Here is a 20824-nt window from a genome sequence, read left to right on the forward strand (position 1 = left end):
CGATGCCGCTCCTGCCCGCTAACGCTGCATTTGCATCTGGCCGTTGGCCATCGGCGTCATGTTATTGGAATTGAGATTGGACATGATCAGCATCGAGCCGAAGACGACCAGGCCGACGATGAAGATGCCGAAGGCAAGCGCCAGGAAGTTGTTGGTGTCGTCCGGGCCGCTCGAGATGTGCAGGAAGAACACGACATGCACGCCCATCTGGCCGATGGCGAGGGCGGCCAGCAGGACCGGGACCGAAGGCCCCCAGATCGTTTGCGTGCTGGCGACCCAGAAGGAGGCCAGGGTGAGCACGACCGCGAAGCCCAGGCCCGCGAGGTAGGTGCGCACGCCGCCCCGGGTGTGACGGCCGCCGCCTGGTGCATGGTCGTGAAGCGTGTCGTGACCGTCGCTGGCGTCATGCATAGGCCGCTCCCAGGTAGACGATTGTGAAGACGCCGATCCAGACGATATCGAGCGCGTGCCAGAAGAGGCTGAAGCAGAACAGCCGGCGTACGATGTGCGGGCGGAAGCCGAGGGTCGCGATCTGCGCGACCATCACCGCGAGCCAGCACAGGCCGAGCGTCACATGCAGCCCGTGCGTACCGACCAGGGTGAAGAAGGCCGATAGGAAGGCGCTGCGCGTCGGTGCCGCCCCTTCACCGATCATGCGGATGAATTCGGAAAGTTCGAGGCCCAGAAAGGCGGCGCCAAAGGCAAATGTGACGGCCGCCCAGAGATAGGTGGCCGCGGCCGCTCGCCGCTCGATGGCCAGGGAGAAAAGGCCGCAGGTGAAGCTCGAGGCCAGCAGGCAGCCGGTTTCGATCAGGACATTGGCGCGGTCGAACAGATGCTGTCCATCCGGCCCGCCGTCGGTTTGGCCGGCCAGGACGGCATAGGCTGCGAACAGCGAGCCGAAGATCACGATGTCGCTTAGCAGGAACAGCCAGAAGCCGAAGCCAACGACGACGTCGACAGCGGCTGGACCGCGTTCCGACAGCGGTACGTCACCTTCAGCCGGCGTCGTGAGAGTGTCGACCAGGCTCATGTCGCCGCGCTCCTTTGCCGGGCTTGTTCGAAGGCGGCAACCTCCTCGGCCGGGATCTCGATCTCGCTGTCGATGCGCCACGCATGGACCAGGCCGGAGGCGGCCATGCCGGCGATACCGATGATCGCCATCCACCAGATATGCCAGATCAGAGCGAAGCCGGAGATGACCGCAAAGAACGAGATGAAGAAGCCGACCGGGCTGTTACGCGGCAGGGTGATTGCGTGCCACTGCCGCTCGGCGCCGGGAACGCTGGTGTGTTGCCCCGCCTGCTTCATGCGCCACCAGGCATCGGGTGCCTGGACGTGAGGCAGGAAGGCGAAGTTCCAGGGCGGCGGCGGCGAGGCCGTCGACCATTCCAGCGTGCGACCATTCCAGGGATCGCCGGTCCGATCGCGCAGCGCTACCCGATTGCGAATGCTGACATAGAGCTGCAGCGCGATGCAGAGGATGCCGGCGAGAATGAACAGCGCTCCGATCATCGCCACGATCATCAGCGGCTGCCAGTCGGTCTCCGGATAATGCTGCATGCGACGGGTCGCACCCATCAAACCAAGCAAATAGAGGGGCATGAAGGCAAGGTAGAAGCCGATCAGCCAGAACCAGAAGGCGGCCTTGCCGTACCGTTCGTCAAGCGTGAAGCCGAACGCCTTCGGGAACCAGTAGGTATATCCCGCGAAAGCGCCGAACAGTACTCCGCCGATGATGACGTTGTGGAAGTGCGCGATCAGGAACAGGCTGTTGTGCAGCACGAAGTCGGCCGGCGGTACGGCCAGCAAGACGCCGGTCATGCCGCCGATCACGAAGGTGCACATGAAGCCCAGCGACCACAAGATCGGCGAGGTGAAACGGACACGGCCGCCAAACATCGTGAAGAGCCAGTTGAAGATCTTCACGCCCGTCGGCACGGCGATGATCATGGTGGCGATGCCGAAGACGCCGTTGACGTCGCCGCCTGCGCCCATGGTGAAGAAGTGGTGCAGCCAGACCATGAAAGACAGCATACAGATGGCCATGGTCGCCACGACCATCGAACGATAGCCGAACAGGGCCTTGCCGGAAAACGTCGAGATCACCTCCGAATAGACCCCGAAGGCGGGCAGGATCAGGATATAGACCTCGGGGTGGCCCCACGCCCAGATGAGGTTGATGTACATCATCGCGTTGCCGCCGCCGTCCGTCGTGAAGAAGTGGAAGCCGAGGTAACGGTCGAGCAGCAGCATCGCGAAGGTCGCGGTGAGAATCGGGAAGGCAGCGATGATCAGCAGGTTGGAGGCGAGCGCCGTCCAGCAGAAGATCGGCATGCGCCCATAGCCCATCCCGGGGGCGCGCAGCTTCAGGATGGTGGTCGTGAAGTTGATGCCGGTCATGAGCGTGCCGGCGCCGGATATCTGCAGCGCCCAGAGGTAATAATCGACGCCGACGCCCGGCGAATAGGCCAGTTCGGAGAGGGGAGGATAGACGAGCCAGCCGGTCTTGGCGAACTCGCCGATCACCAGGGACATGTTGACGAGCAGGACGCCGGCCGCCGTCAGCCAGAAGCTGATCGAATTCAGCACGGGAAAGGCGACGTCACGCACGCCGAGCTGGAGCGGCACGATGAAGTTCATCAGGCCGATCACGAACGGCATGGCGACGAAGAAGATCATGATCGTGCCATGAGCCGAGAAGATCTGGTCGTAATGCTCCGGGGGCAAATAGCCTCGCGCGTCGCCGGCCGCGAGCGCCTGCTGCGATCGCATCATGATGGCGTCGGTGAAGCCGCGCAGCAGCATCACGAGGGCGAGCAGACCGTACATCACGCCGATGCGCTTGTGGTCGACGCTGGTGATCCATTCGCGCCAGAGATACGGCCCCCAGCCCTTCAGCAGCACGGTGGCGAGCACTGCCAGGATGGCGAGGATCATCAGCAGCGAGGCCGCCATCGGGATCGGTTGATCGAACGGGATCGCGTCCCAGCTCAGCTTCCCCAGCATGACTAGTGCCCCGTCGCCTTTCGGATGATGGTCTCGAACATGCCCGGCGCCACATCGGCGTACAGCATTGGCTTGTCCACGATCCCCGGCTTGGCAAGCTTCAGGTAGCTCGCCTCGTCGAGTGTGCTTGTCCCGGCGCGCGACGTGCGCAGCCACTCGTTGTACTGCTCCACCGGCATTACCACGACATCGAAGCGCATGTCGGCAAAGCCGTCGCCGCTGAACTGCGCGCTCAATCCCGGATAGGTGCCGGGCTTGTCGGCCATGAGGTTGAGGTGCGTGGTCATGCCGGCCATGGCATAGATCTGGCTGCCGAGCTGCGGCACGAAGAAGCTGTTCATCACGCCGTTCGAGGTGAGGGTGAAGTGCAGCGGCGTTCCGACCGGCACGACGAGCCGGTTGACGGTGGCCAAGCCTTCATCGGGGTAGATGAACAGCCACTTCCAATCGAGCGATGCGACCTGGATGTTGAGCGTCGGAGTCGAAGAAGCGATGGGGCGCGGCGGATCGAGCTGATGCGAGCTGATCCAGCCCATGCCGCCCAGGAACATGACGACGAGAGCGGGAATCGACCACACGACGAGCTCGACCGGACCGGAATAGGACCAGTCCGGCAGATGGATCGCGCGCGTGTTGCGAGCGCGGAACCACCACGCAAAAGCAAGAGTGAGCAGAATGACCGGGATGACCACGGCCAGCATGATGGAGGTGGCGTTGAGAAGGATCAGCCGTTCCGCGGCGCCAATGGGCCCCTGCGGATCGAGCACGCCTATGTGATCCGGCCAAAGCGATTGCACGTTTCTCCCCCTCCGTGCGAACCAGTGAGCAACGCCGAGTCCGGCAGGCGGTTCCGGTCCGTGCGCATGTGCACAATGAAACGTCGCCAACTGCACGGCAACCGAAAATCACTGGCAACGTTTGTTCGGCATGACTGTCCCCCCACTTTCAAATGCCGAAAGGGCTGTCCTGGAGAATCTCTCTGCCTTCGGACCGGAGCGTGGACTCGATCCGCCGATCCGAGGCCGTCTGGCCTTGTACAAGCTGATCGACGAGACGCCTCAGGGCTGGAAGATCACACCGCTCGGTCGCGAGGTCCTCGCCGCCTCGAAGCCTCAGCCCGAAGGGACGCCCTCCGACGCCGGTGCGGAAGAGATGGCGTCGCGTACAGGCGATGGCGAGCGCCATTACGGCCGCAAGTCGCGCAACACCTCCTGGCTCGACTGAATTCAGCTACGCAGGGCCGCCTTTATGCGCGCCGGGGTGAGCGGCATGTCGCGCAGCCGCAGGCCGATCGCGTCCGATACGGCATTGGCCAAAGCTGCGGCGGTCGGTCCCTGTCCGGCTTCGCCCGTGCCGAGGAAAGGCTCGCCGGGCCGGTCAATCACGTGCACTTCGACCGATTCCGGCACGCCCGGGAAGCGCAGGATGGGATAGGCGCTCCAATCGAAGCTCGTGCGGTGGACCGTGTCGAGCGTGACCTGCTCCATCGTCGTCCAGCTCAGGGACTGCACAATGGCGCCTTCGACTTGATTGCGGATGCCGTCGGGGCTGATGGCTTCACCGCTATCGACCGCAGCCACCGCTCGGCGCACAGCGATCCTGCCGGTTCTCTCATCGACAGTAATCTCGAGGGCGATGGCACAGTAGGCTCCGAGATTCTTGTAGCGGGCGAAGCCGAACCCGCTGCCGCGACCGTTGCCACCCTTGCGACGGCGGGCCCAGCCGAAACGGTTGGCGGCCATCTCGACAACGGCGCGCGCTCGTTCGTCCTGTAAATGGACAAGTCGGAAATCGACCGGATCCATTCCTGCAGTACCGGCGACCTCATCCACGAAGCTCTCGATGGCAAAGATATTCATGTGCGCGCCGAGCGACCGCAGGGCCGACACGCGGACGGGCGCCGACTCCACGAAATGATAGATGCCGGCGGCGTTGCTCAGCGCATAGAGAGGGTTGGCATTGCGATGACCACCGCCTTCGGGCATCGGAATCGGCTTCGGTATCTGGGGCGGGAAGGGCGGCTCGACCTCCGCCCCGGCAAGCAGGCCGCCGGCCGTCACGGGCCGGCCGTTATGGGCGTTGCTCCAGACCTCGTGCCACCAAGCCTTGATCCGGCGATCCGCGCCTAGCGCCGCACGCAGCTCCACCACCATCGCCGAACCGAGCGGCTCCCATCCATGCTCCTGCTCGCGTGTCCATTGCAGCTTCACCGGGCGGCCTGGAACCGCGCGCGCGGCAAGGGCTGCATCGGCGGCCACGTCGTCGGCACCGTTGTGGCCGTAGCATCCCGAGCCCTCGACATGAATGCAGCGCACCTTGTCTGGGGACAAGTGCAGCAAGTCGGCGAGCGCCTTGCGCAGCGGTCCGACGCCCTGGCTATGCGTCCAGACCGTCAGGTTGTCGTTGTCCCATCGCGCCACGGCGCAGGACGGGCCGATCGAGCCATGCATCAGGAGAGGGCGGCTGTAGCGCGCCGTCACCTTGGTGGCGCCGGCCGGTGCGGGCGGACCGGGATACTCGAAGATCGGGACATCGCGCGCCGGCAACTTCTGCAGAGCGTCTCGCATATCGGCCGCCGGCAAGTCGGGACTCGGCCGTTCCCAACCGGCGGCCTGAACATGACGTAGCGCCTTCACGGCATCCCATTCCTTGGCCGCGAGGATCGCGACGAAGCGGCCGTCACGGACGACGCGGTCGATGCCGGGCATCTTGGCAATCTGTTCGAAATCCGCCGGTTTCAAGCGCGTGCCATCGCTCGGCCCACGCACGACGCGCGCATGCAGCATGCCCGGCAGCCGCATGTCCTGAACGTAGCTGGCGCCGCCACTCACTTTCGCCGGAATATCGACTCGGCCGACATTCTCCCCGATCAGCCGTCGCCCCTTGCTGCGGCGGGGCGCGTCAGGCTTGGCCACGGCGTGGAGCGAAAGGCTGGCCGCCAGGTCGCCGTAGCCGAGTGTCTGCCCGTTTGGCCCATAAGCGAGTCCATCCTGCAGTTCGACGTCGTCGATTGCGCAGGCAAAGCGCCAGGCAGCTGTATCGGTCAGCAAGCCACGGACATTGGCGGCGGCATTCAGGATCGCCATGCCGCTGTCCTGCATGGAATGGCTGCCGGCGGTGACTCCTTCGTCGGGCGTGCGACCGGTATCGGCTGTGACCAGGTCGATCGCCGCAGGCGAGACCGAAAGTTCGTCGGCGGCGACCTGAAGCAGTGCAGTCTTAAGGCCCTGACCCAGTTCGGCCTTGCCGGTGAAGACAGTGATGCGACCGTCGGCATCGATGCGGATCCACGAGTCGAGAAAGGGATACTTCTGCAGATCGCCGGCAAGAGGCGGCAGCTCCATCGCTTCCTGTGCAAGCGCGCGACCCGAGATCGTGAAGGCCATGACGAGGGCGCCGTCGGTCAGGAAGCGGCGTCTGCCCAAGCCGGTCAAGGCGATGACTCCTGCACGCCGCCGCCCATGGCCACTGCGGCTCGTCGAACGGCGCGAAGGATGCGCATATGCGTCCCACAGCGGCAGAGGTTGGGCGCGAGCTGAGATCGTACCTCGGCTTCGGTCGGACGATTGTTGCGTTCGAGCAGGGCCTGGGTGCGCATGATCATGCCCGCGATACAGTATCCACACTGGGCCGCCTGCTCGGCCTCAAAAGCCGCTGGCACCGCGCCCGGCTGCTCCGCCGTCCCAAGACCTTCGATCGTGCGAATCTTGCGCCCGACAAGGCTTGCAATGGGGACCAGACAGGAGAAGGCGGGACGGTCGTCGATCAGCACCGTGCAGGCGCCGCACTGGCCGAGACCGCAGCCGAACTTGGCGCCGTTGAGAGCAAGATCGTTGCGCAGCGCGTACAGCAACGGCGTTTCCGGATCGACATCCAGCGTGTGGGTCGTTCCATTAACGGTCAAGGTGATCATCGGATCGATCCCTTGCGAACGTCGGCTACGGCTTTCGGGATATCCTGCCAGGGTGGCAAGTCCGTATAGCGCGCTCGCAGATAGGCAGCGATCTCCGTCAACTGGGCGTCGGTGAAGTCGTTGCCGAAAGCCGGCATGGTCGGTCCGGCAATGCCCGGCGCCGGGTGCAAGCCCTCGACGATCACGTGCAGGGTATTGTGCGGTGTCTCCTCGTGAAGCGGCGTTCCCCAGGAAAGCGGCGGCCGGCCTTGCAGCATCATGCCGGCGCCGGCTTCGTGGCAATTCGCGCAGGCGCCTGCAAACAGGACAGCGCCTTCCGGATGGGCCTGGCCCGCCGGCCCGGAGCGATCCGGGAGGGAGGCCGCTTCTTTCGCGGCCGGTGCAGCCGACATCTGCTGGGCAAAATAGGCGGCGAGAGCCCGCACATCCTCCTCGGGTGCTTCCGCAAGCTCGCGGGTAACCTCCGACATCGGTCCGGCGGCGGCGGCATGGTTGGCACTGAAACCCGAGCGCAAGTAGACGAACAGATCTTCCGGTGTCCAAGGCCGGGCAGCGGGAGAATGGACATTGAGCGGCGGTGCGTACCAGCCTTGTGTCCAGGCACCGCCGTAGCGGCGATCGACAATCTCGGCGCCGAGCTTGTTGCGCGGCGTGTGACAGCTTCCGCAGTGAGACAAGCCTTCGGCGAGATACTGGCCACGATCGGCAGAGCCCATCGGACCTTGCTGGAGATAGAGCAGGTTCCACGCAGCCACCGCCGCCCGATACTGCAACGGCCAGATCAGCTCATTCTCCGGAGCCTGTGCGACGACCGGGGGACGCGTCATCAGAAAAGCATAAAGGGCGTCGAGGTCGCTGTCGGTCAAGTGCGTGAAATGATCGTAGGGAAAGGCTGGATAGAGATGATGCCCGTCGCGCGAGAGTCCCTCCCGCATCGAGCGGAAGAACGCCTCACGCGACCAGCGTCCGATGCCCGTCTTCGGGTCTGGCGTGATGTTGGTGGCGAAGATGGTGCCGAATGGCGTCTTCAGGGCCTTCCCGCCTGCAAGCGGCTGTCCGCCGTCGGCCGTATGGCAGGTGCTGCAATTCCCCAGATGGGCCAAACCCTCGCCGCGCCCAACCAGGGCCTTGTCGAAGCTGCCCGGTGCCGGGGGCGGAACTTCGGCGATCGCGCCCGGCCAAGCTTTTCCCGTCGCAACGGCGGCGACCACCGCCAGGACGAGGCCCACCGCAGCCAGGAGCCACCTGATTCGAATCAACATCCGGCTCCGTAGGCCATCCAAATCGAGGCGCTAGTAACGCCTCGAATCCTTCGTCGTTTCAAGCCTCAGCTTTTGTCCAATTGATGGCGGCTTTCGTGCGCTGAATCGGCAGAAGTTCCGGTCACCGGCGAACGGCCTCGACCATCGAGACTGTCGCTCGGCACCGTGGCAAGAACGCCCACCTGACAATCCACCGGCCGGGTACCGAAGCGGCCTTCGGCCAGGACGCTTTGTAAGCGGCGCAGAGCATCCTCGGAGCCGACGGTGCCTTTCACGATGACGGCGCCATCGACGACCTCGACCGCGAGGTTGCGGGCGTCGATGTTCATCTTGGTGAATGTATCGGTGATCGTGTCGCGCAGCCGTTCGTCCCGTTCATTCATGATGAGTCTCCCGGGCGCATTGATCGCGGGTCAGGGATTGAACGCCGGACCCAGACCATTGTTGCAACCGCTGCGACGACGGCGTCGTTCCCCTCGCATGCCCCGCGCCAATACCGCCCGCGCCAAGACGGACCGCATGGTGCAGCGCCAGATCGCCCGGCGTGGCATCGGCGACGGGCGGGTGCTGGCGGCCATGCGTAAGGTAGAGCGGGCCGATTTCCTGCCGGATGCGATGCGTGAGTTCGCCTATGAGGATACCGCATTGCCGATCGAGGAGGGGCAAACCGTCTCCCAACCCTACATCGTCGCCCGCATGGCGGAGGCTGCGGAGCTCGGCACCGGCGATCGGGTCCTGGAGGTCGGGGCAGGGTCGGGCTATGCCGCGGCTGTCCTGGCGGAGTTGGCGGCGCAGGTCTATGCGATCGAGCGTCATCCCGCCCTGGCTGAACTGGCTCGGAGCCGGTTGTCGGCGCTGGGCTACGCCAATGTAGAGGTCCGGGTAGGGGACGGCACGCTGGGATGGCCGGAGGCCGCGCCGTTCAACGCCATCGTCGCTTCCGCCGGCGGACCGCGTGTGCCTGAGCCACTGCGGCGGCAGTTGGCGGTTGGGGGCCGGCTGGTGATGCCGGTCGGCGCCAGCCCGAACCGGCAGCGTCTCATGCGCGTGACACGGACCGGCAGCGACACCTACGAGGAGGAAGCGCTCGAAGACGTGCGGTTTGTGCCCCTGATCGGCGCGGAAGGGTGGAGTTCCGATATCGTCGAAGGGGCTTCGTCAAACATCGAACCAGCATCGGCTGACGGCGGCTCGCTGCCGAATCTCATTCGCCAATCGGCGTTGGTTCTGGCCGATCCTCGTGATGCGAACTTCGCCGAACCGTTCGATCGGTTCGGCGATCGACGTGTCGTACTGTTGGGAGAGGCCAGCCATGGGACGTCGGAGTTTTATCGCGCCCGCGCGGCAATCACCGAGCGCCTGATCGAAAAGCATGGCTTCGATATCGTTGCCGTGGAGGCGGATTGGCCGGACGCTGCAGTGATCGACCGCTATGTCCGTCATCGGACGTCGGCGGATGGGCCGAAGCAAGTGTTTCGTCGCTTTCCTGTCTGGATGTGGCGCAACGCCGAGGTCGATGCCTTCGTCGCGCGGCTGCGCGAGCACAATCGTCCGCTGCGTGGGGAAAAGCAGGCGGGCTTCTACGGGCTCGATATCTATAGCCTGTCCGATTCCATCGATGCTGTGCTGGGTTATCTCGACCGGGTCGATTCGGGTGCGGCGCAGGTCGCCCGCGAGCGTTATGGCTGCCTCACGCCCTGGCAGCAGGACCCGTCGGTCTACGGCCGGGCTGTGCTCAACCGCGGCTATCGGGATTGCGAACCGGCGGTGGTGTCGGCCCTGACCGATCTCCTGTCCAATCGGCTGAGTTATGCCGCGAAGGGCGACGATCGGTTCTTCGATGCGGTCCAGAACGCCCAGCTTGTCGCTTCGGCGGAACGCTATTACCGCATCATATACTACGGCGGCGCCGAAAGCTGGAATCTGCGCGACCGGCACATGTTCGACACGCTGGCCCGGCTCCTCGATCATCGCGGACCAGGGTCGAAGGCCGTCGTCTGGGCGCACAACTCCCATATCGGCGATGCGCGTTTCACCGACATGGGGCGCGTGCGCGATGAACTCAATCTCGGCCAGCTTTGCCGCGAACGCTTTGGCGACCAGATGGTGTCGATCGGCTTCGGCACCCACACCGGTACCGTCGCGGCGGCTCACGGCTGGGGCGAGCCGATGGAGATCATGGAAGTGCGGCCCTCCCTCGCCGACAGCATCGAACGACACTTCCACGACAGCGGCTTGGGGCGCGGCGTTCTGGTTCTCGCCGACACCAAAGGCATCTTGCGGGAGCGTCTGGCGGCCGAGCACCTGGAGCGGTTCATCGGTGTCATCTATTGGCCTGAGACCGAACGCCAGAGCCACTATGCCGGCGTCGAATTGCCGGGGCAGTTCGATGCCTATGTCTGGTTCGATCGCACGTCGGCCGTCGAACCGCTGCCCGCGTCGCCGCGGCCTGGAACGCCGGAGACCTGGCCGTTCGGCCTGTGAGGTGGATTGCCTCTCCTGCAACTTGTGACGCAATGCCGCGTTGATGCCCAATGACCAAAACCTTGGAGAGGCCCGTCGGCCAGCCTGCAGTCCTGGGGCATGGAGGGCGGGTGCTTCCGGCTGTCACCGTCGACACCTACAACGAGGTGTTGCGTGACGAGGAAGGCTTCGTCGGCGATCGCGCAAGCGGCCGCGCATTTCGCGCCATCCTCGACGACTGGCGGGAACGGCTTCGCAGCCACGGCGATGATCCGTTCGGCGATACGCCCACCAGCGAGATCTCGAAATCGAAACTCGATACCTATCTTGCCGGCGCCGACCCCGTGGCGGCCGGCCTGGTGCACACCGCCGTCGAGGAGTTCGGCAACGAGCTCGCCACCGTGGTGCGGCGCTTCCTCAGGCTTCGCGACTGGGCAGGCACGGAGCGGATCGTGGTCGGCGGCGGCCTCAGCGCCAGCCACATCGGCCAGCTCGCGATGGGCCGAGCGGCCGTGCTGCTGGCAGGCGACGGCATCAGCATCGATCTCAGGACCATCGACAATCATCCGGACAAGGCGGGATTGATCGGCGCGGTCCAACTGGCGCCGACCTGGATGCTCGAAGGTCACGATGCGATCGTGGCGGCGGATATCGGCGGTACGAACCTGCGGGTCGGCATCGTGGAGCTGAAGATCAAGAAGGGCGACATGTCGAAGGTCGGCGTGTGGAAGTATCTCCACTGGCGCCACCGCGACGACAAGCCGTCGCGCGACGCGGCCGTCGATCGCATGGCCGACATGGCGAAGGAGCTCGCCCAAGCCGCCGCGGACCACAAGCTCAAGGTCGCGCCCTTCTTCGGCATCGGATGCCCGGGGCTGATCGACGAGCATGGCACGATTCGCCAGGGAAGCCAGAACCTGCCCGGTAACTGGGAGAGCGAGGAATTCAATCTCGCGAAGGAGCTGGCCCAGCGCCTGCCGCGCATCAATGGGCACGAACCGTTGTTCGTCATTCACAACGACGCCGTCGTGCAGGGGCTGAGCGAGGTGCCGAACATGCAGGATGTCACCCGCTGGGGCGTCTTCACCATCGGCACGGGCCTCGGCAATGCGCGCTTCACCAACCGGCCTCAGGATGAAAAGAAGCATCCCGAAAAGTGAGTCGGCGCCGGTCGCCGTGATGGAAGCGCAACTGGTCGATGCGCTGCCCGAGGGAACGGGCTGGCAATTCGAACCGAAATGGGACGGTTTCCGCTGCCTCGCCGTGCGGGACGGTGAAGCGGTCGAGCTGATTGGAAAGTCGGGCAAGAGCCTGGCGCGCTACTTCCCCGAGGTGGTGGCGGGACTGGGACAGCATCCGGCCCGTCGCTTCGTTCTCGATGGCGAACTTGCCGTTCCGATGGGAAGCGCCCTTTCCTTCGACGCCTTGCAGATGCGCCTGCATCCCGCGCAAAGCCGCATCCTTCGACTGTCGAAGGAGACTCCGGCGATCCTGATCGTCTTCGACATGCTGAAGACAGCGGACGGCACCGATCTGGTGTCGGCTCCGCTGCGGAAACGCCGGTTGGCACTCGAAGCTTTCTTCAAGACCTATGGCTCGGATCAACTCCTCCACCTGTCGCCGGTGACCACTCGCCTGACCGAGGCGAAGAAATGGCTGGCACGGGCCGGCGGCGGGGCGCTCGATGGTGTCGTGGCCAAGCGTCAGGACGAGCGCTATCGGGCCGGCGAGCGCGTCATGCTCAAGATCAAACGCTTGCGCACCGCCGACTGCGTCGTCGGTGGCTTCCGCTACGCCAGCACCCGGGCCGACGGCGGCGCTCGCGTGGTCGGATCCTTGTTGCTGGGCCTGTTCGACGCGGGCGGCAAGCTCGATCATGTCGGCTTCACCTCGGCAGTCGCCGCCAATGAACGGCCTGGCCTCACGCGCAAGCTCGAGGCTCTGCGCGGCGGTCCTGGATTCACCGGGCGGGCGCCCGGCGGGCCGAGCCGCTGGTCGACGGAGCGCTCGTCCGAATGGGAGCCGGTCAAGCCGCGCCTCGTGGCCGAGGTCCAGTATGACCACGTCACCGGCGACCGCTTTCGTCATGGCACCCGCTTCGTGCGCTGGCGCCCGGACAAGGAACCGCATCAGTGCACGATGGCGCAGCTGCGGCTGGAAGTGCGGCCGTCGAAGCTCCTCAAGGCGATCGCGAGCTGATCGTGCAGACGGTCATGCTCGACCGCGATGGCGTCGTCATCGTCAACCGGAAGTACAACGTCAAGGCGCCGACTGAACTCGCTCTGCTGCCCGGCGCCGCGGCAGCCATCGCCAGGCTGAACCGCCTCGGCATCAAGGTCGTGCTCTGCACCAACCAGCCCGAGGTCGACAAGGGCATCATCACCCACCATCAGCTCGACGCCATCCACCACGCGTTGCGGCGGATGCTGTCCCGCGAGGGGGCCCATCTCGATCTGGTCCTGTGCTGCACCGACAATTTCCGCTCGGAGTGGCGCAAGCCGGCTCCGGGAATGCTGTTCGAGGGATTACGCCATTTCGGCGCCAAGGCAGCCGACACGCCTTTTGTCGGCGATCAGCTGAGCGATCTGAAGGCCGCGTGGCGGGCACGCTGTCCGGGCATCCTGGTGCGGACGGGCCTCGGTCGCCAGACCGAGAGCGGACCGATACCGCGCTATGCGCGGCCGCAGGCCGTCTACGACGATCTTCAGGCCTTCGTCGATGCCTATTGCGCTAATCGTCGTGCTGCTGACCGGTCTCGAGCGGATGCCAGTCGACGCGCAGCACGCCGTCCTGTTCGAGCAGGCGGCTGACGACGGCTGGAACCTGGTCGCTGGCGTCCCGGCTGGTCCACGATACCGAACAGCGCAGCTGCCGGTCTTGCGACTGGGTCAGGGACAGGGATTTGATCTTGTAGCCGCCTTCGCGGATCGTGGCGCGAAGCATGTCGGTGCTCGGTCCGTTGGCGGCGACATCGATGGTAAGGGCCGCCCGATGATCGCGTTCCATCAGCGGTTCGAGCCGCACGAGCAGCACCAGGACGACGAACGCCACCACCACCATGGCGCCGCCGAGCACGAAGTAGCCGGCGCCCAGCACCAGTCCGATAACCGTGATGAGCCACAGCGTCGCCGCCGTGGTCACGCCCATCACCATGTCGCCGCGCTTGAGGATTACGCCCGCGCCGATGAAGCCGATTCCCGACAGGATGCCGAGCGGGAAGCGCAGCGTATCCATCATGCTGAAGGATGACTGGGTCTTGCCCGTCACGCCGAGCAACAGATTGGCCTCGATCATCGCCCCCCGCAGCCGCGACGCAGATCAGGATGGTCGTCCGAAGCCCGGCAATGCGGCCGCGCGTGCCGCGATCGAAACCGATGACCCCACCGGCAACGACGGCGGCCGCCAGACGCAGGATGATGTCTGTCAGGGTGACGGTGGAGTGCACCGACAGGAAACGCCGAACCCGGCGGACCGTTCCTGGGTCTATTCGCGGGTCGAGAGAGCGACGATGGCCTGGCGCAACGCCTGGGACAGCAGCGGGTCGAGACTGCCGTCGAAGAATTCCTGTCGGATCGTGTCGCCGGTCGGGACGGCGCGGTCGGAGCCGACGACGATGCTGGCCGCCTTGACGTCGACGAGCCGGGCGCTGGCGAAGAATGACGCCTCCTCCATCTCGACGAAGCCCGGCGCCTGGCCCGCATCGAACGGGAAGGTAAGCAGGGTCTTCAGCAGGCCGGTCTTCTGGAAGTAATAGACCGGCGAGGTGAATCCCAAGGCGCGGACGTGAGCGATGCCCGCCGCCGTCATGTCGCGATCGAGCCGGTCGGTCAGGCCCGCATCGGCGAAGGCGATCTGTTCCGCCGCCTCGGCGGGCGTCGAGGCCAGCAGGAAGGCGGCGCCATCCTTGTAGGCGCCGGTGGCGATGATGAGGGACGAGTAGGGGATCCGCGAGCCCAGCAGGCCGGCAGTGCCGATATGGATGGCCTGCTTGACGCCGAGGGCCGCCAGCTCGGCGAGCTGGGTGCTGATGCCGCCGGCGCCGGGCAGGCCGCGATTGACGAGGAACGGTTGCCCGCGCGCTGGCCGAACGACGAAGAGAACGTTGGGATCGGTGTAGCCGATCGGCACTTCCTCGATCACCGCATCGCCGTAGCCCAGCCCATTCAACATGCCGCGCACGTTGGTGTTGTGCAGGATGACAGCGTGGTCCGGCAGATGGTCGAGCTTGCCGTCACGGAACGCCGGTTGCTGCCTCAGCCAGGCGATATAGTCCGAGGCGCTGTTGACGGCGGGTGTGCCGGCGAAGCCGGTATAGGCATCGAGCACCTTGAACTGGTCCGCCCGTCCGGCTCCAGGGGAGAGGAGAACGATCAGGCAGATCACCGCCTGCAGGCGCCTTGCCAAACCCCACGCCAAGCCCAACGCCAAGCTCAACGACATCGAAAGCCTCGCCCTCCAAGAGAGGCATCGGCCTATCAGAGCGGGGGTGTGGAAACAACCGAGAGGCGGTCCCTCGCATTGCCGGCCTCACGCTGGCGCATTCAGTGTAGGTTGCCTGGAAGCGGGAGTTGGATGGCGTAATGACAATGCTTTTTGACGGCGGTGCGATCTTCGATGGCGAAAGCCTGCAGCGCGAGGGGTGGGCGGTCCTGGTCGATGGCGGGACGATCGCCGAGGTGGCGCCGCGCGCCACCTTCGAGGGCTATCACGGGCCATGCCGCAACATTGCCGGACTGACGTTGCTGCCCGGTCTTATCGACAGCCATGCCCATCTGACCCTTTCCGGCGACATCGACGGATTCGCCCGCTGGCTTGGCGGGACGCGGGCGCAGTTGACGGTGCAGGCGCTGGAAAACGCCCAGGCGTGCCTGCGGGGCGGCATCACGGCCCTGCGCGACTGCGGCGGCGTCGACCATATCGAGCTGGCGGTGCGCGACGCCTGCAACAGTGGCCGCCATCTCGGACCGACGATCCGGGCGGCCGGCAAATTCATCTGCATGACCGGTGGCGCGAACTACGCCGTGGCGCGAATCGCCGACGGACCGGCCGAGGTCGTCGCTGCCGTACGCGAGCAAATCCATGTCGGCTGCGATTGCATCAAGCTGATGGCGACCGGCGGCGTTCTCACGCCCGGCAATGCCATCGAGCAGGCCCATTACACCTACGAGGAGCTGGTTGCCGGCGTCCGCGAGGCGAGGCGTTTCGCCAAGCCTGTTGCCTCGCACGCGATCGGCTCCGACGGCATCCTGAACGCAGCGCGTGCCGGGGTAGATTCCATCGAGCACGGCGTGTTCCTGACCGAGGAAAGCATTGGCGAGATGGTGCGGCAGAAGATTTACCTGGTGCCGACGCTGGCGGCCACGACCAACATCATGGCCAACCTGCAGAGCGGCTTCAGTACCGAGGTGAAGGAAAAGGTGCTGCGTGCCGCGGAAGCCCATCGCTGCTCGGTAAAGGCCTATTACGAGGCCGGTGGCCGCATCGCCATGGGGGCCGATACAGGGACGCCATTCAATCCGCACGGCCAGAACGCGCAAGAGCTGCGCTACATGGTCGATGCCGGGATGCCCGCCGCCGCCGCCCTGACTTCGGCTACGGTTCATGGCGCGGCATTGCTGCGCCTCCCGACCCGCGGCCGGATCGCGAAGGGCTATGTGGCCGACCTGCTGCTGGTGGCGGGCGATCCCACGCGGGATATCGAGTGCGTTGCGGACCGCCGCCATCATCGTGATGTATTCAAGTCGGGCGTGCGGGTCGACCGGCCTTCGTTGCCCTCCTGAGGGAGCCACCCGATCTCTTTCGGATATCGAAAGAGCTCCGCGTTCAATCGCGTCGCGATCTTCGTGTCAGGGAAAAGCCGATCCGAACGGGCATGTATCTTGCACCGACACGGGCCATCTGGGAGCATCGGCTTTCGAGGCGCTGGACGACCATGAAGGGGCATGAAAGGGGATGATCGATATGCGACGTCGCGATGTTCTGCGAGGAGCTGCCGCTGCGGCGGTTATCGTCCCCTCTCCGGCGATACGATCTGCCTATGCGCAGACTGCCAAGACATTGGTGATCGGCGGATCGGTGCCGCTCACGGGTGCAGCGGCGGAGACCGGGCTCAACGTCAATAACGGATACATCACGGCGGCGACTTATCTGAACGACGTCCTGGGCGGTGTCGAGATCGCGGGCGAGAAGTATCGCATCGAACTCAAGCTGTTCGATGACGCCTCGGATCCGGCGCGGGCCACGACCTTGATCCAGCGTCAGCTCGACGATGGCACCGACTTCTTTCTGGGGTCGTTCGGCAGCAACATCGTGTTGCCGACGGCGGCGATCACCGAACGCGCCAAGAAGCCGATGGTCCAGACCGGCGGCGGGGCGGATGCGATCTTCACACGCGGCTTCAAGTATGTGTTCGGCATGTTTCCGCGGGCAACCCGGCAGTTCGCCTCTGCCGCGGCGCTGTTCAAGACGCTGAAGCCCACACCGCAGACCTATTCGGTCATCTATACCAACGATGCCTTCTCCAAGACCGCTGGCGAGGGAGTCCGGCTCGCTTGCGATGCGGCCGGCCTGCAGCGGCTCGAGACGTACGAGCTCCCGGCCAAGGTTACCGACGTCTCGAGCGTGCTCGCCTCGATACGCAGCAAGACGCCCGACATCCTGGTCTGCGTCATGCACGACCAGGACTCGCTCCTGATTGCCCGTCAGATGGTCGCCACCAACACCAACGTGAAGTTGCTGTTCCAGGGGTTGGGGCCGCAGCTTGCCTCCTTCCGCGAGGCGCTGGGCAAATATTCGGATGGACTGTGCTGCTCGACCTATTGGGACGAGTCGGTTCCCTACAAGGACAAGTTCTTCGGCGACTCCAAGAAGTTCGCCGACTATTACCGCAGCAAGTTCACGCGCCCGATCGCCTATCACGTCGCCGGCGCGGCTGCCTGCATCGAAACCTATGTCATGGCCATGCAGGCGGCCAAGAGCATCAAGCCGGAATCCGTGCGGGACGCGCTGGCGGCGGCCAACTTCGAGACGTTCTATGCGCGCATCAAGTTCACGCCGGAGGGCGATGGCGATGCCCTGCTTTTGGGCGGGATGATCGGCCAGGTGCAGAAGGGCAAGCTCGAAACGGTCTATCCGGCCGAGGCGCGGTCGGCAGAAGCCATCTATCCCACGCCGACCTGGGACAAGAAGGCATGATTGTCGCCCTCATCGGCACGCATCACTCCAGCGTCGCGCTCATGGGAGCGCGCCACTCCAGTGGCGCATCTTCTCACGAGGTCGAGCGCCATTTGAGCGTAGAGGCATCCGCGCGCAGTGGCGCGCTCCCATGAATCTGGTCGTCCAGACCCTTGTCGACGGCCTGGTGCTGGGCGGCATCTACGCTCTTGCCGCCGTCGGCTTTTCCCTGATCTTCGGCGTTCTGCACGTGATCAATCTCAGCCACGGCATCCTGGTTCTGATTGGGGCATACCTGGCACTCGTGTGTTCGCAGGCCGTGGGCGTCGATCCGCTGCTCACCATGCCCATTGTCATGGCGGTGCTGTTCGTCGCGGGATATGCCTATCAGCGTTTGCTGATCCAGCGCGCCGTGGATCGCTCGCCCTTCGGCTCGATGCTGCTGACCTTCGGCGTGGCGCTGATGCTGCAGAACATCATGATCTGGGTGTTCTCGCCCGACATGAAGAACATCACGCCGAGCTATGCCTTCGCCTCGTTCCGCATCGCCGGCGTCACGTTCGATGCGGTCCGGGTGAGCGCCCTGGCCGCCAGTCTGGTCCTGCTGTCGTGCCTGGCGCTGCTGCTGAAATTCTCACCCCTCGGGCGCGTCATTCGCGCCACCGCACAGCAGACCCTGGCGGCGCAGCTCTGCGGCGTGAACGTGCGTCACGTCTATGCCCTGACCTTCGCCGTCTCGGCAGCCTTTGCCGGTGCGGCCGGGATCGTGATCGGGATCATCCTGCCGTTCTCGCCGGCCGACGAATCGCTGTGGACCCTGAATGCCTTCGTCGTCGTCGTGCTGGGCGGCGTCGGCAGCCCGGCGGGCGCGCTTCTGGGCGGCCTGCTGCTCGGCGTGGTCAATACGCTGACGGCGCAATATGTCGGTCCGTCGTTTCCCAACGTGACGATGTTCCTGCTGCTCGTGCTTCTGCTGCTGGTGCGGCCGAACGGACTGCTGGGCAACGCCTTCAGCGCCTCGCGATGAATACATCTTCTGCACGCCTTCCGCTCCTGATCCTCGGCGGCGCCCTGCTGCTGGCCTTGGGGCCGCTCGTCCTGCCGCCGTTCTATGTCCGCGTCGGGCAGCTGATGCTCTATTCGGCGGGGCTTGGCGTGGCCTGGGCCATCCTGGGCGGCTTCGCCGGCTATGGAAGTTTCGGCCATGCGGCGTTCATCGGCGTCGGCGCCTTCACAGCCGGCCTGGTCGAGAACCAGTTCCCGACCCTGGCTCCGGCGCTGCTGCTGCTACTTGGCCTGGCCGCGGGAGCAGGGGCGTGCGCGGTCATCTCCGCTCTCGTTGCCTATCCCATCCTGAGATTGCGCGGCACCTTCTTCGCCATCGCGATGCTTGGCGTCTGTCACGTCTGTGCCGAAGTGAACAACAACGTCGACTTCTTCCAGGGGTCGATGGGCATCAATTTCGCGCCGATCGCCCCCGCCAGCATGGATCCGGCGGTGTTTTTCTACTGGCTCTATCTGGCCGCCAGCACGATCGTGCTGCTGATCGCCTGGGCGATCTGGCGCAGCCGCTTCGGCGCCGGGCTGCTCAGCATTCGGGAGGACGAGGATACCGCGCGCATGCTCGGCGTGCCGACGGAACGCTACAAGCGCCAGGCCTTCGTCATCAGCGCTGTCCTGACCGGCCTGCTGGGTGTGATCTACGCCCATGCGTTGGGCTACATCACGACCGATTCCGTCTATCGTGACGACACCAATCTCAGCCTCATCGTCTTCTCGCTGCTCGGAGGCATGGGCACGCTGTTCGGGCCCGTCATCGGTGCCTTCCTGCTGGTGTTCGTCACACAGGTCATCCTGGGCCGGCTGCTCGACTTCCACCTGTTCGCGACCGGCTTGCTGCTGGTGCTGCTCGTGCTCATGGCCCCCGGCGGCGTCATCGGCTTGGTCCGCGGCTGGCGGCTGCGCCGGCGTTCCGAGATGGTCCCGGCGGAATGAGCGCCGCGTCCATCCTGCGCCTCGAGGGTGTGTCCAAGAGTTTTCGCGGCCTGCGGGCCATTGCCGAGGTGTCGTTCGCGATCGAGGCCGGCTCGATCACCAGCATCATCGGGCCCAACGGCGCCGGCAAGTCGACGCTGTTCAACCTCGTCACCGGCTATCTGGCGCCGACGGCGGGTGAGATCTCGTTCAAGGATCGCCGCATCACCGGCATGGCGACCAATCGGATCGCCGAACTTGGCGTGGCGCGCGCCTTCCAGATCGCGCGGCCGTTCCGCGACCTCACCGTGTTCGAGAACGTGCGCATCGGCGCCCTGTTCGGCAAGGCCGGAGTGCGCGACGTCGAGGTGACGGTGCGGCGCAGCCTGCAGCTCGCGGCGATCGCGCACTTGGCCGAACAGCCGGCCAATACGCTAACGGTGGGGCAGTTGCGGCACCTCGAGGTCGCCCGCGCGATCGCGACCCGCGCCGACCTCCTGCTGGCCGATGAGCCGTGCGCCGGCCTCAACCCGACGGAGACCGCGGCCATGATCGACGTGCTGCGCCTGATCCGGGACAGCGGCGTCACGGTGGTCCTGGTCGAGCACGACATGCCGTCGGTGATGGAGGTCTCCGACCGTGTGCTGGTGCTCGATGCCGGCGCCCTGATCGCCGATGGCCCACCACACCTCGTGGCCAGCAACCCGCAGGTCATCGCCGCCTATCTCGGCACGCCCGACCCATCACCCTTGCCTGGCCACTCGCCCTAGCGGGACAGGCAATCCCGCACGATAGCGATTCCCTGTCATTCCAAGTGCACCCGAGGGATCTTTTTCCTCGTCAACAGTGAACGAGTTCCGCGTCAATAGTGAACGGGGCGCAGCCAAGAGGGCCCCCCCCCGGCTACGCCGCCCTTTGGGCGGCTTCGCTCTGGGTAACGACAAATGTTGATCGGTGACTGTCCCTTACTCTCTTTCTTTTTGCTCCTCTCCCCCGCGAGGGGGAGAGGCGGGGTGAGGGGGTGCGAAGA

Annotated in this window: 20 protein-coding genes; 10 read left to right on the forward strand and 10 right to left on the reverse strand. The window is 65.2% G+C overall.

What is annotated here, in order from left to right:
- Positions 1–18 precede the first annotated feature (18 nt).
- From cyoD to cyoA, 4 genes are read right to left on the reverse strand one after another with little or no spacing between them, the layout of a single operon-like run.
- On the reverse strand, positions 19–411 hold the full coding sequence (cyoD, locus tag B5D62_RS20380) for a cytochrome o ubiquinol oxidase subunit IV (protein ID WP_085935791.1): 393 nt from the start codon (positions 409–411) through the stop codon (positions 19–21).
- Positions 404–1033: a cytochrome o ubiquinol oxidase subunit III gene (gene cyoC / locus B5D62_RS20385; RefSeq protein ID WP_085935792.1), complete on the reverse strand. Its 630-nt coding sequence runs from the start codon at positions 1031–1033 to the stop codon at positions 404–406. Before cyoC ends, cyoD begins: the two co-directional genes overlap by 8 nt.
- The gene (cyoB, locus tag B5D62_RS20390; protein WP_085935793.1) at positions 1030–3009 is read right to left on the reverse strand and encodes a cytochrome o ubiquinol oxidase subunit I; all 1980 of its coding nucleotides are present in this window, start codon (positions 3007–3009) and stop codon (positions 1030–1032) included. Before cyoB ends, cyoC begins: the two co-directional genes overlap by 4 nt.
- A 2-nt stretch (positions 3010–3011) precedes the next feature.
- Entirely contained in the window at positions 3012–3806 is a 795-nt protein-coding gene (gene cyoA / locus B5D62_RS20395; protein WP_085935794.1) for a ubiquinol oxidase subunit II, read from the reverse strand.
- Positions 3807–3936: 130 nt separating this feature from the next.
- Between cyoA and B5D62_RS20400 the strand changes: the two genes are divergently transcribed.
- Positions 3937–4233 carry a hypothetical protein gene (locus B5D62_RS20400; RefSeq protein ID WP_139373992.1) on the forward strand — a complete coding sequence of 99 codons (297 nt, stop codon included), beginning with the start codon at positions 3937–3939 and terminating at the stop codon, positions 4231–4233.
- Positions 4234–4235: 2 nt separating this feature from the next.
- Here the strand turns inward: B5D62_RS20400 and B5D62_RS20405 are convergent, their stop codons facing one another.
- The 4 genes from B5D62_RS20405 to B5D62_RS20420 all read right to left on the reverse strand — a co-directional run bounded on the left by B5D62_RS20405 (position 4236) and on the right by B5D62_RS20420 (position 8567).
- On the reverse strand, positions 4236–6443 hold the full coding sequence (locus B5D62_RS20405; protein WP_218191169.1) for a xanthine dehydrogenase family protein molybdopterin-binding subunit: 2208 nt from the start codon (positions 6441–6443) through the stop codon (positions 4236–4238).
- Positions 6440–6922: a (2Fe-2S)-binding protein gene (locus B5D62_RS20410; RefSeq protein ID WP_085935796.1), complete on the reverse strand. Its 483-nt coding sequence runs from the start codon at positions 6920–6922 to the stop codon at positions 6440–6442. Before B5D62_RS20410 ends, B5D62_RS20405 begins: the two co-directional genes overlap by 4 nt.
- Positions 6919–8184 carry a cytochrome c gene (locus tag B5D62_RS20415; RefSeq protein ID WP_085935797.1) on the reverse strand — a complete coding sequence of 422 codons (1266 nt, stop codon included), beginning with the start codon at positions 8182–8184 and terminating at the stop codon, positions 6919–6921. The genes B5D62_RS20410 and B5D62_RS20415 overlap by 4 nt, the downstream gene beginning before the upstream one ends.
- A gap of 65 nt (positions 8185–8249) precedes the next feature.
- The gene (locus B5D62_RS20420; protein ID WP_085935798.1) at positions 8250–8567 is read right to left on the reverse strand and encodes a hypothetical protein; all 318 of its coding nucleotides are present in this window, start codon (positions 8565–8567) and stop codon (positions 8250–8252) included.
- A 97-nt stretch (positions 8568–8664) separates the two neighbouring features.
- Between B5D62_RS20420 and B5D62_RS20425 the strand changes: the two genes are divergently transcribed.
- From B5D62_RS20425 to B5D62_RS20440, 4 genes are all read left to right on the forward strand, one after another.
- Positions 8665–10668 (forward strand): protein-L-isoaspartate(D-aspartate) O-methyltransferase, encoded by a 2004-nt coding sequence (locus B5D62_RS20425; protein WP_085935799.1) that lies wholly within the window; start codon positions 8665–8667, stop codon positions 10666–10668.
- 110 nt (positions 10669–10778) lie between these two features.
- A complete protein-coding gene (locus B5D62_RS20430; RefSeq protein WP_218191170.1) occupies positions 10779–11807 on the forward strand; it encodes an ROK family protein in 1029 nt (342 codons plus the stop codon).
- Entirely contained in the window at positions 11782–12846 is a 1065-nt protein-coding gene (locus tag B5D62_RS20435; RefSeq protein ID WP_218191171.1) for an ATP-dependent DNA ligase, read from the forward strand. Before B5D62_RS20430 ends, B5D62_RS20435 begins: the two co-directional genes overlap by 26 nt.
- A gap of 2 nt (positions 12847–12848) precedes the next feature.
- Positions 12849–13457: an HAD-IIIA family hydrolase gene (locus tag B5D62_RS20440; protein ID WP_139373995.1), complete on the forward strand. Its 609-nt coding sequence runs from the start codon at positions 12849–12851 to the stop codon at positions 13455–13457.
- Here B5D62_RS20440 and B5D62_RS20445 read toward each other — a convergent pair.
- Both B5D62_RS20445 and B5D62_RS20450 read right to left on the reverse strand, forming a co-directional pair.
- Positions 13378–13941, reverse strand: coding sequence for an MgtC/SapB family protein (locus tag B5D62_RS20445; RefSeq protein WP_085935802.1), 564 nt, complete (start codon positions 13939–13941; stop codon positions 13378–13380). The two genes, B5D62_RS20440 and B5D62_RS20445, sit on opposite strands and share 80 nt — an antisense overlap.
- Positions 13942–14130: 189 nt before the next feature.
- Positions 14131–15087, reverse strand: coding sequence for a phosphorylase family protein (locus tag B5D62_RS20450; protein ID WP_085935803.1), 957 nt, complete (start codon positions 15085–15087; stop codon positions 14131–14133).
- 140 nt (positions 15088–15227) lie between these two features.
- On the opposite strand from B5D62_RS20450, the gene B5D62_RS20455 reads away from it, so the two are divergent.
- From B5D62_RS20455 to B5D62_RS20475, 5 genes are all read left to right on the forward strand, one after another.
- Complete coding sequence (locus tag B5D62_RS20455; protein WP_085935804.1) at positions 15228–16427, forward strand: metal-dependent hydrolase family protein; 1200 nt, start codon at positions 15228–15230, stop codon at positions 16425–16427.
- A gap of 181 nt (positions 16428–16608) precedes the next feature.
- Positions 16609–17841 carry an amino acid ABC transporter substrate-binding protein gene (locus B5D62_RS20460; RefSeq protein WP_170921041.1) on the forward strand — a complete coding sequence of 411 codons (1233 nt, stop codon included), beginning with the start codon at positions 16609–16611 and terminating at the stop codon, positions 17839–17841.
- Between the two features lie 130 nt (positions 17842–17971).
- Positions 17972–18847 (forward strand): branched-chain amino acid ABC transporter permease, encoded by an 876-nt coding sequence (locus B5D62_RS20465; RefSeq protein ID WP_085935806.1) that lies wholly within the window; start codon positions 17972–17974, stop codon positions 18845–18847.
- Positions 18844–19815, forward strand: a complete 972-nt coding sequence (locus tag B5D62_RS20470) for a branched-chain amino acid ABC transporter permease (RefSeq protein WP_085935807.1) — start codon at positions 18844–18846, stop codon at positions 19813–19815. The genes B5D62_RS20465 and B5D62_RS20470 overlap by 4 nt, the downstream gene beginning before the upstream one ends.
- Complete coding sequence (locus B5D62_RS20475) at positions 19812–20564, forward strand: ABC transporter ATP-binding protein (RefSeq protein ID WP_085935808.1); 753 nt, start codon at positions 19812–19814, stop codon at positions 20562–20564. Before B5D62_RS20470 ends, B5D62_RS20475 begins: the two co-directional genes overlap by 4 nt.
- The last annotated feature ends 260 nt before the right edge of the window (positions 20565–20824 follow it).

The organism is Enhydrobacter aerosaccus (assembly GCF_900167455.1).
In the GTDB taxonomy this organism is placed as follows: domain Bacteria; phylum Pseudomonadota; class Alphaproteobacteria; order Reyranellales; family Reyranellaceae; genus Reyranella; species Reyranella aerosaccus.

Excerpts from the sequence above, each read along its gene's own strand:
- cyoD (WP_085935791.1), bottom strand. The coding sequence starts at position 411 with ATGCATGACGCCAGCGACGGTCACGACACGCTTCACGACCATGCACCA.
- cyoC (WP_085935792.1), bottom strand. The coding sequence starts at position 1,033 with ATGAGCCTGGTCGACACTCTCACGACGCCGGCTGAAGGTGACGTACCG.
- cyoB (WP_085935793.1), bottom strand. The coding sequence starts at position 3,009 with ATGCTGGGGAAGCTGAGCTGGGACGCGATCCCGTTCGATCAACCGATC.
- B5D62_RS20400 (WP_139373992.1), top strand. The coding sequence starts at position 3,937 with ATGACTGTCCCCCCACTTTCAAATGCCGAAAGGGCTGTCCTGGAGAAT.
- B5D62_RS20410 (WP_085935796.1), bottom strand. The coding sequence starts at position 6,922 with ATGATCACCTTGACCGTTAATGGAACGACCCACACGCTGGATGTCGAT.
- B5D62_RS20415 (WP_085935797.1), bottom strand. The coding sequence starts at position 8,184 with ATGTTGATTCGAATCAGGTGGCTCCTGGCTGCGGTGGGCCTCGTCCTG.
- B5D62_RS20420 (WP_085935798.1), bottom strand. The coding sequence starts at position 8,567 with ATGAATGAACGGGACGAACGGCTGCGCGACACGATCACCGATACATTC.
- B5D62_RS20425 (WP_085935799.1), top strand. The coding sequence starts at position 8,665 with ATGCCCCGCGCCAATACCGCCCGCGCCAAGACGGACCGCATGGTGCAG.
- B5D62_RS20435 (WP_218191171.1), top strand. The coding sequence starts at position 11,782 with ATGAAAAGAAGCATCCCGAAAAGTGAGTCGGCGCCGGTCGCCGTGATG.
- B5D62_RS20445 (WP_085935802.1), bottom strand. The coding sequence starts at position 13,941 with ATGATCGAGGCCAATCTGTTGCTCGGCGTGACGGGCAAGACCCAGTCA.
- B5D62_RS20450 (WP_085935803.1), bottom strand. The coding sequence starts at position 15,087 with ATGTCGTTGAGCTTGGCGTTGGGCTTGGCGTGGGGTTTGGCAAGGCGC.
- B5D62_RS20455 (WP_085935804.1), top strand. The coding sequence starts at position 15,228 with ATGACAATGCTTTTTGACGGCGGTGCGATCTTCGATGGCGAAAGCCTG.
- B5D62_RS20460 (WP_170921041.1), top strand. The coding sequence starts at position 16,609 with ATGCGACGTCGCGATGTTCTGCGAGGAGCTGCCGCTGCGGCGGTTATC.
- B5D62_RS20465 (WP_085935806.1), top strand. The coding sequence starts at position 17,972 with ATGAATCTGGTCGTCCAGACCCTTGTCGACGGCCTGGTGCTGGGCGGC.
- B5D62_RS20470 (WP_085935807.1), top strand. The coding sequence starts at position 18,844 with ATGAATACATCTTCTGCACGCCTTCCGCTCCTGATCCTCGGCGGCGCC.
- B5D62_RS20475 (WP_085935808.1), top strand. The coding sequence starts at position 19,812 with ATGAGCGCCGCGTCCATCCTGCGCCTCGAGGGTGTGTCCAAGAGTTTT.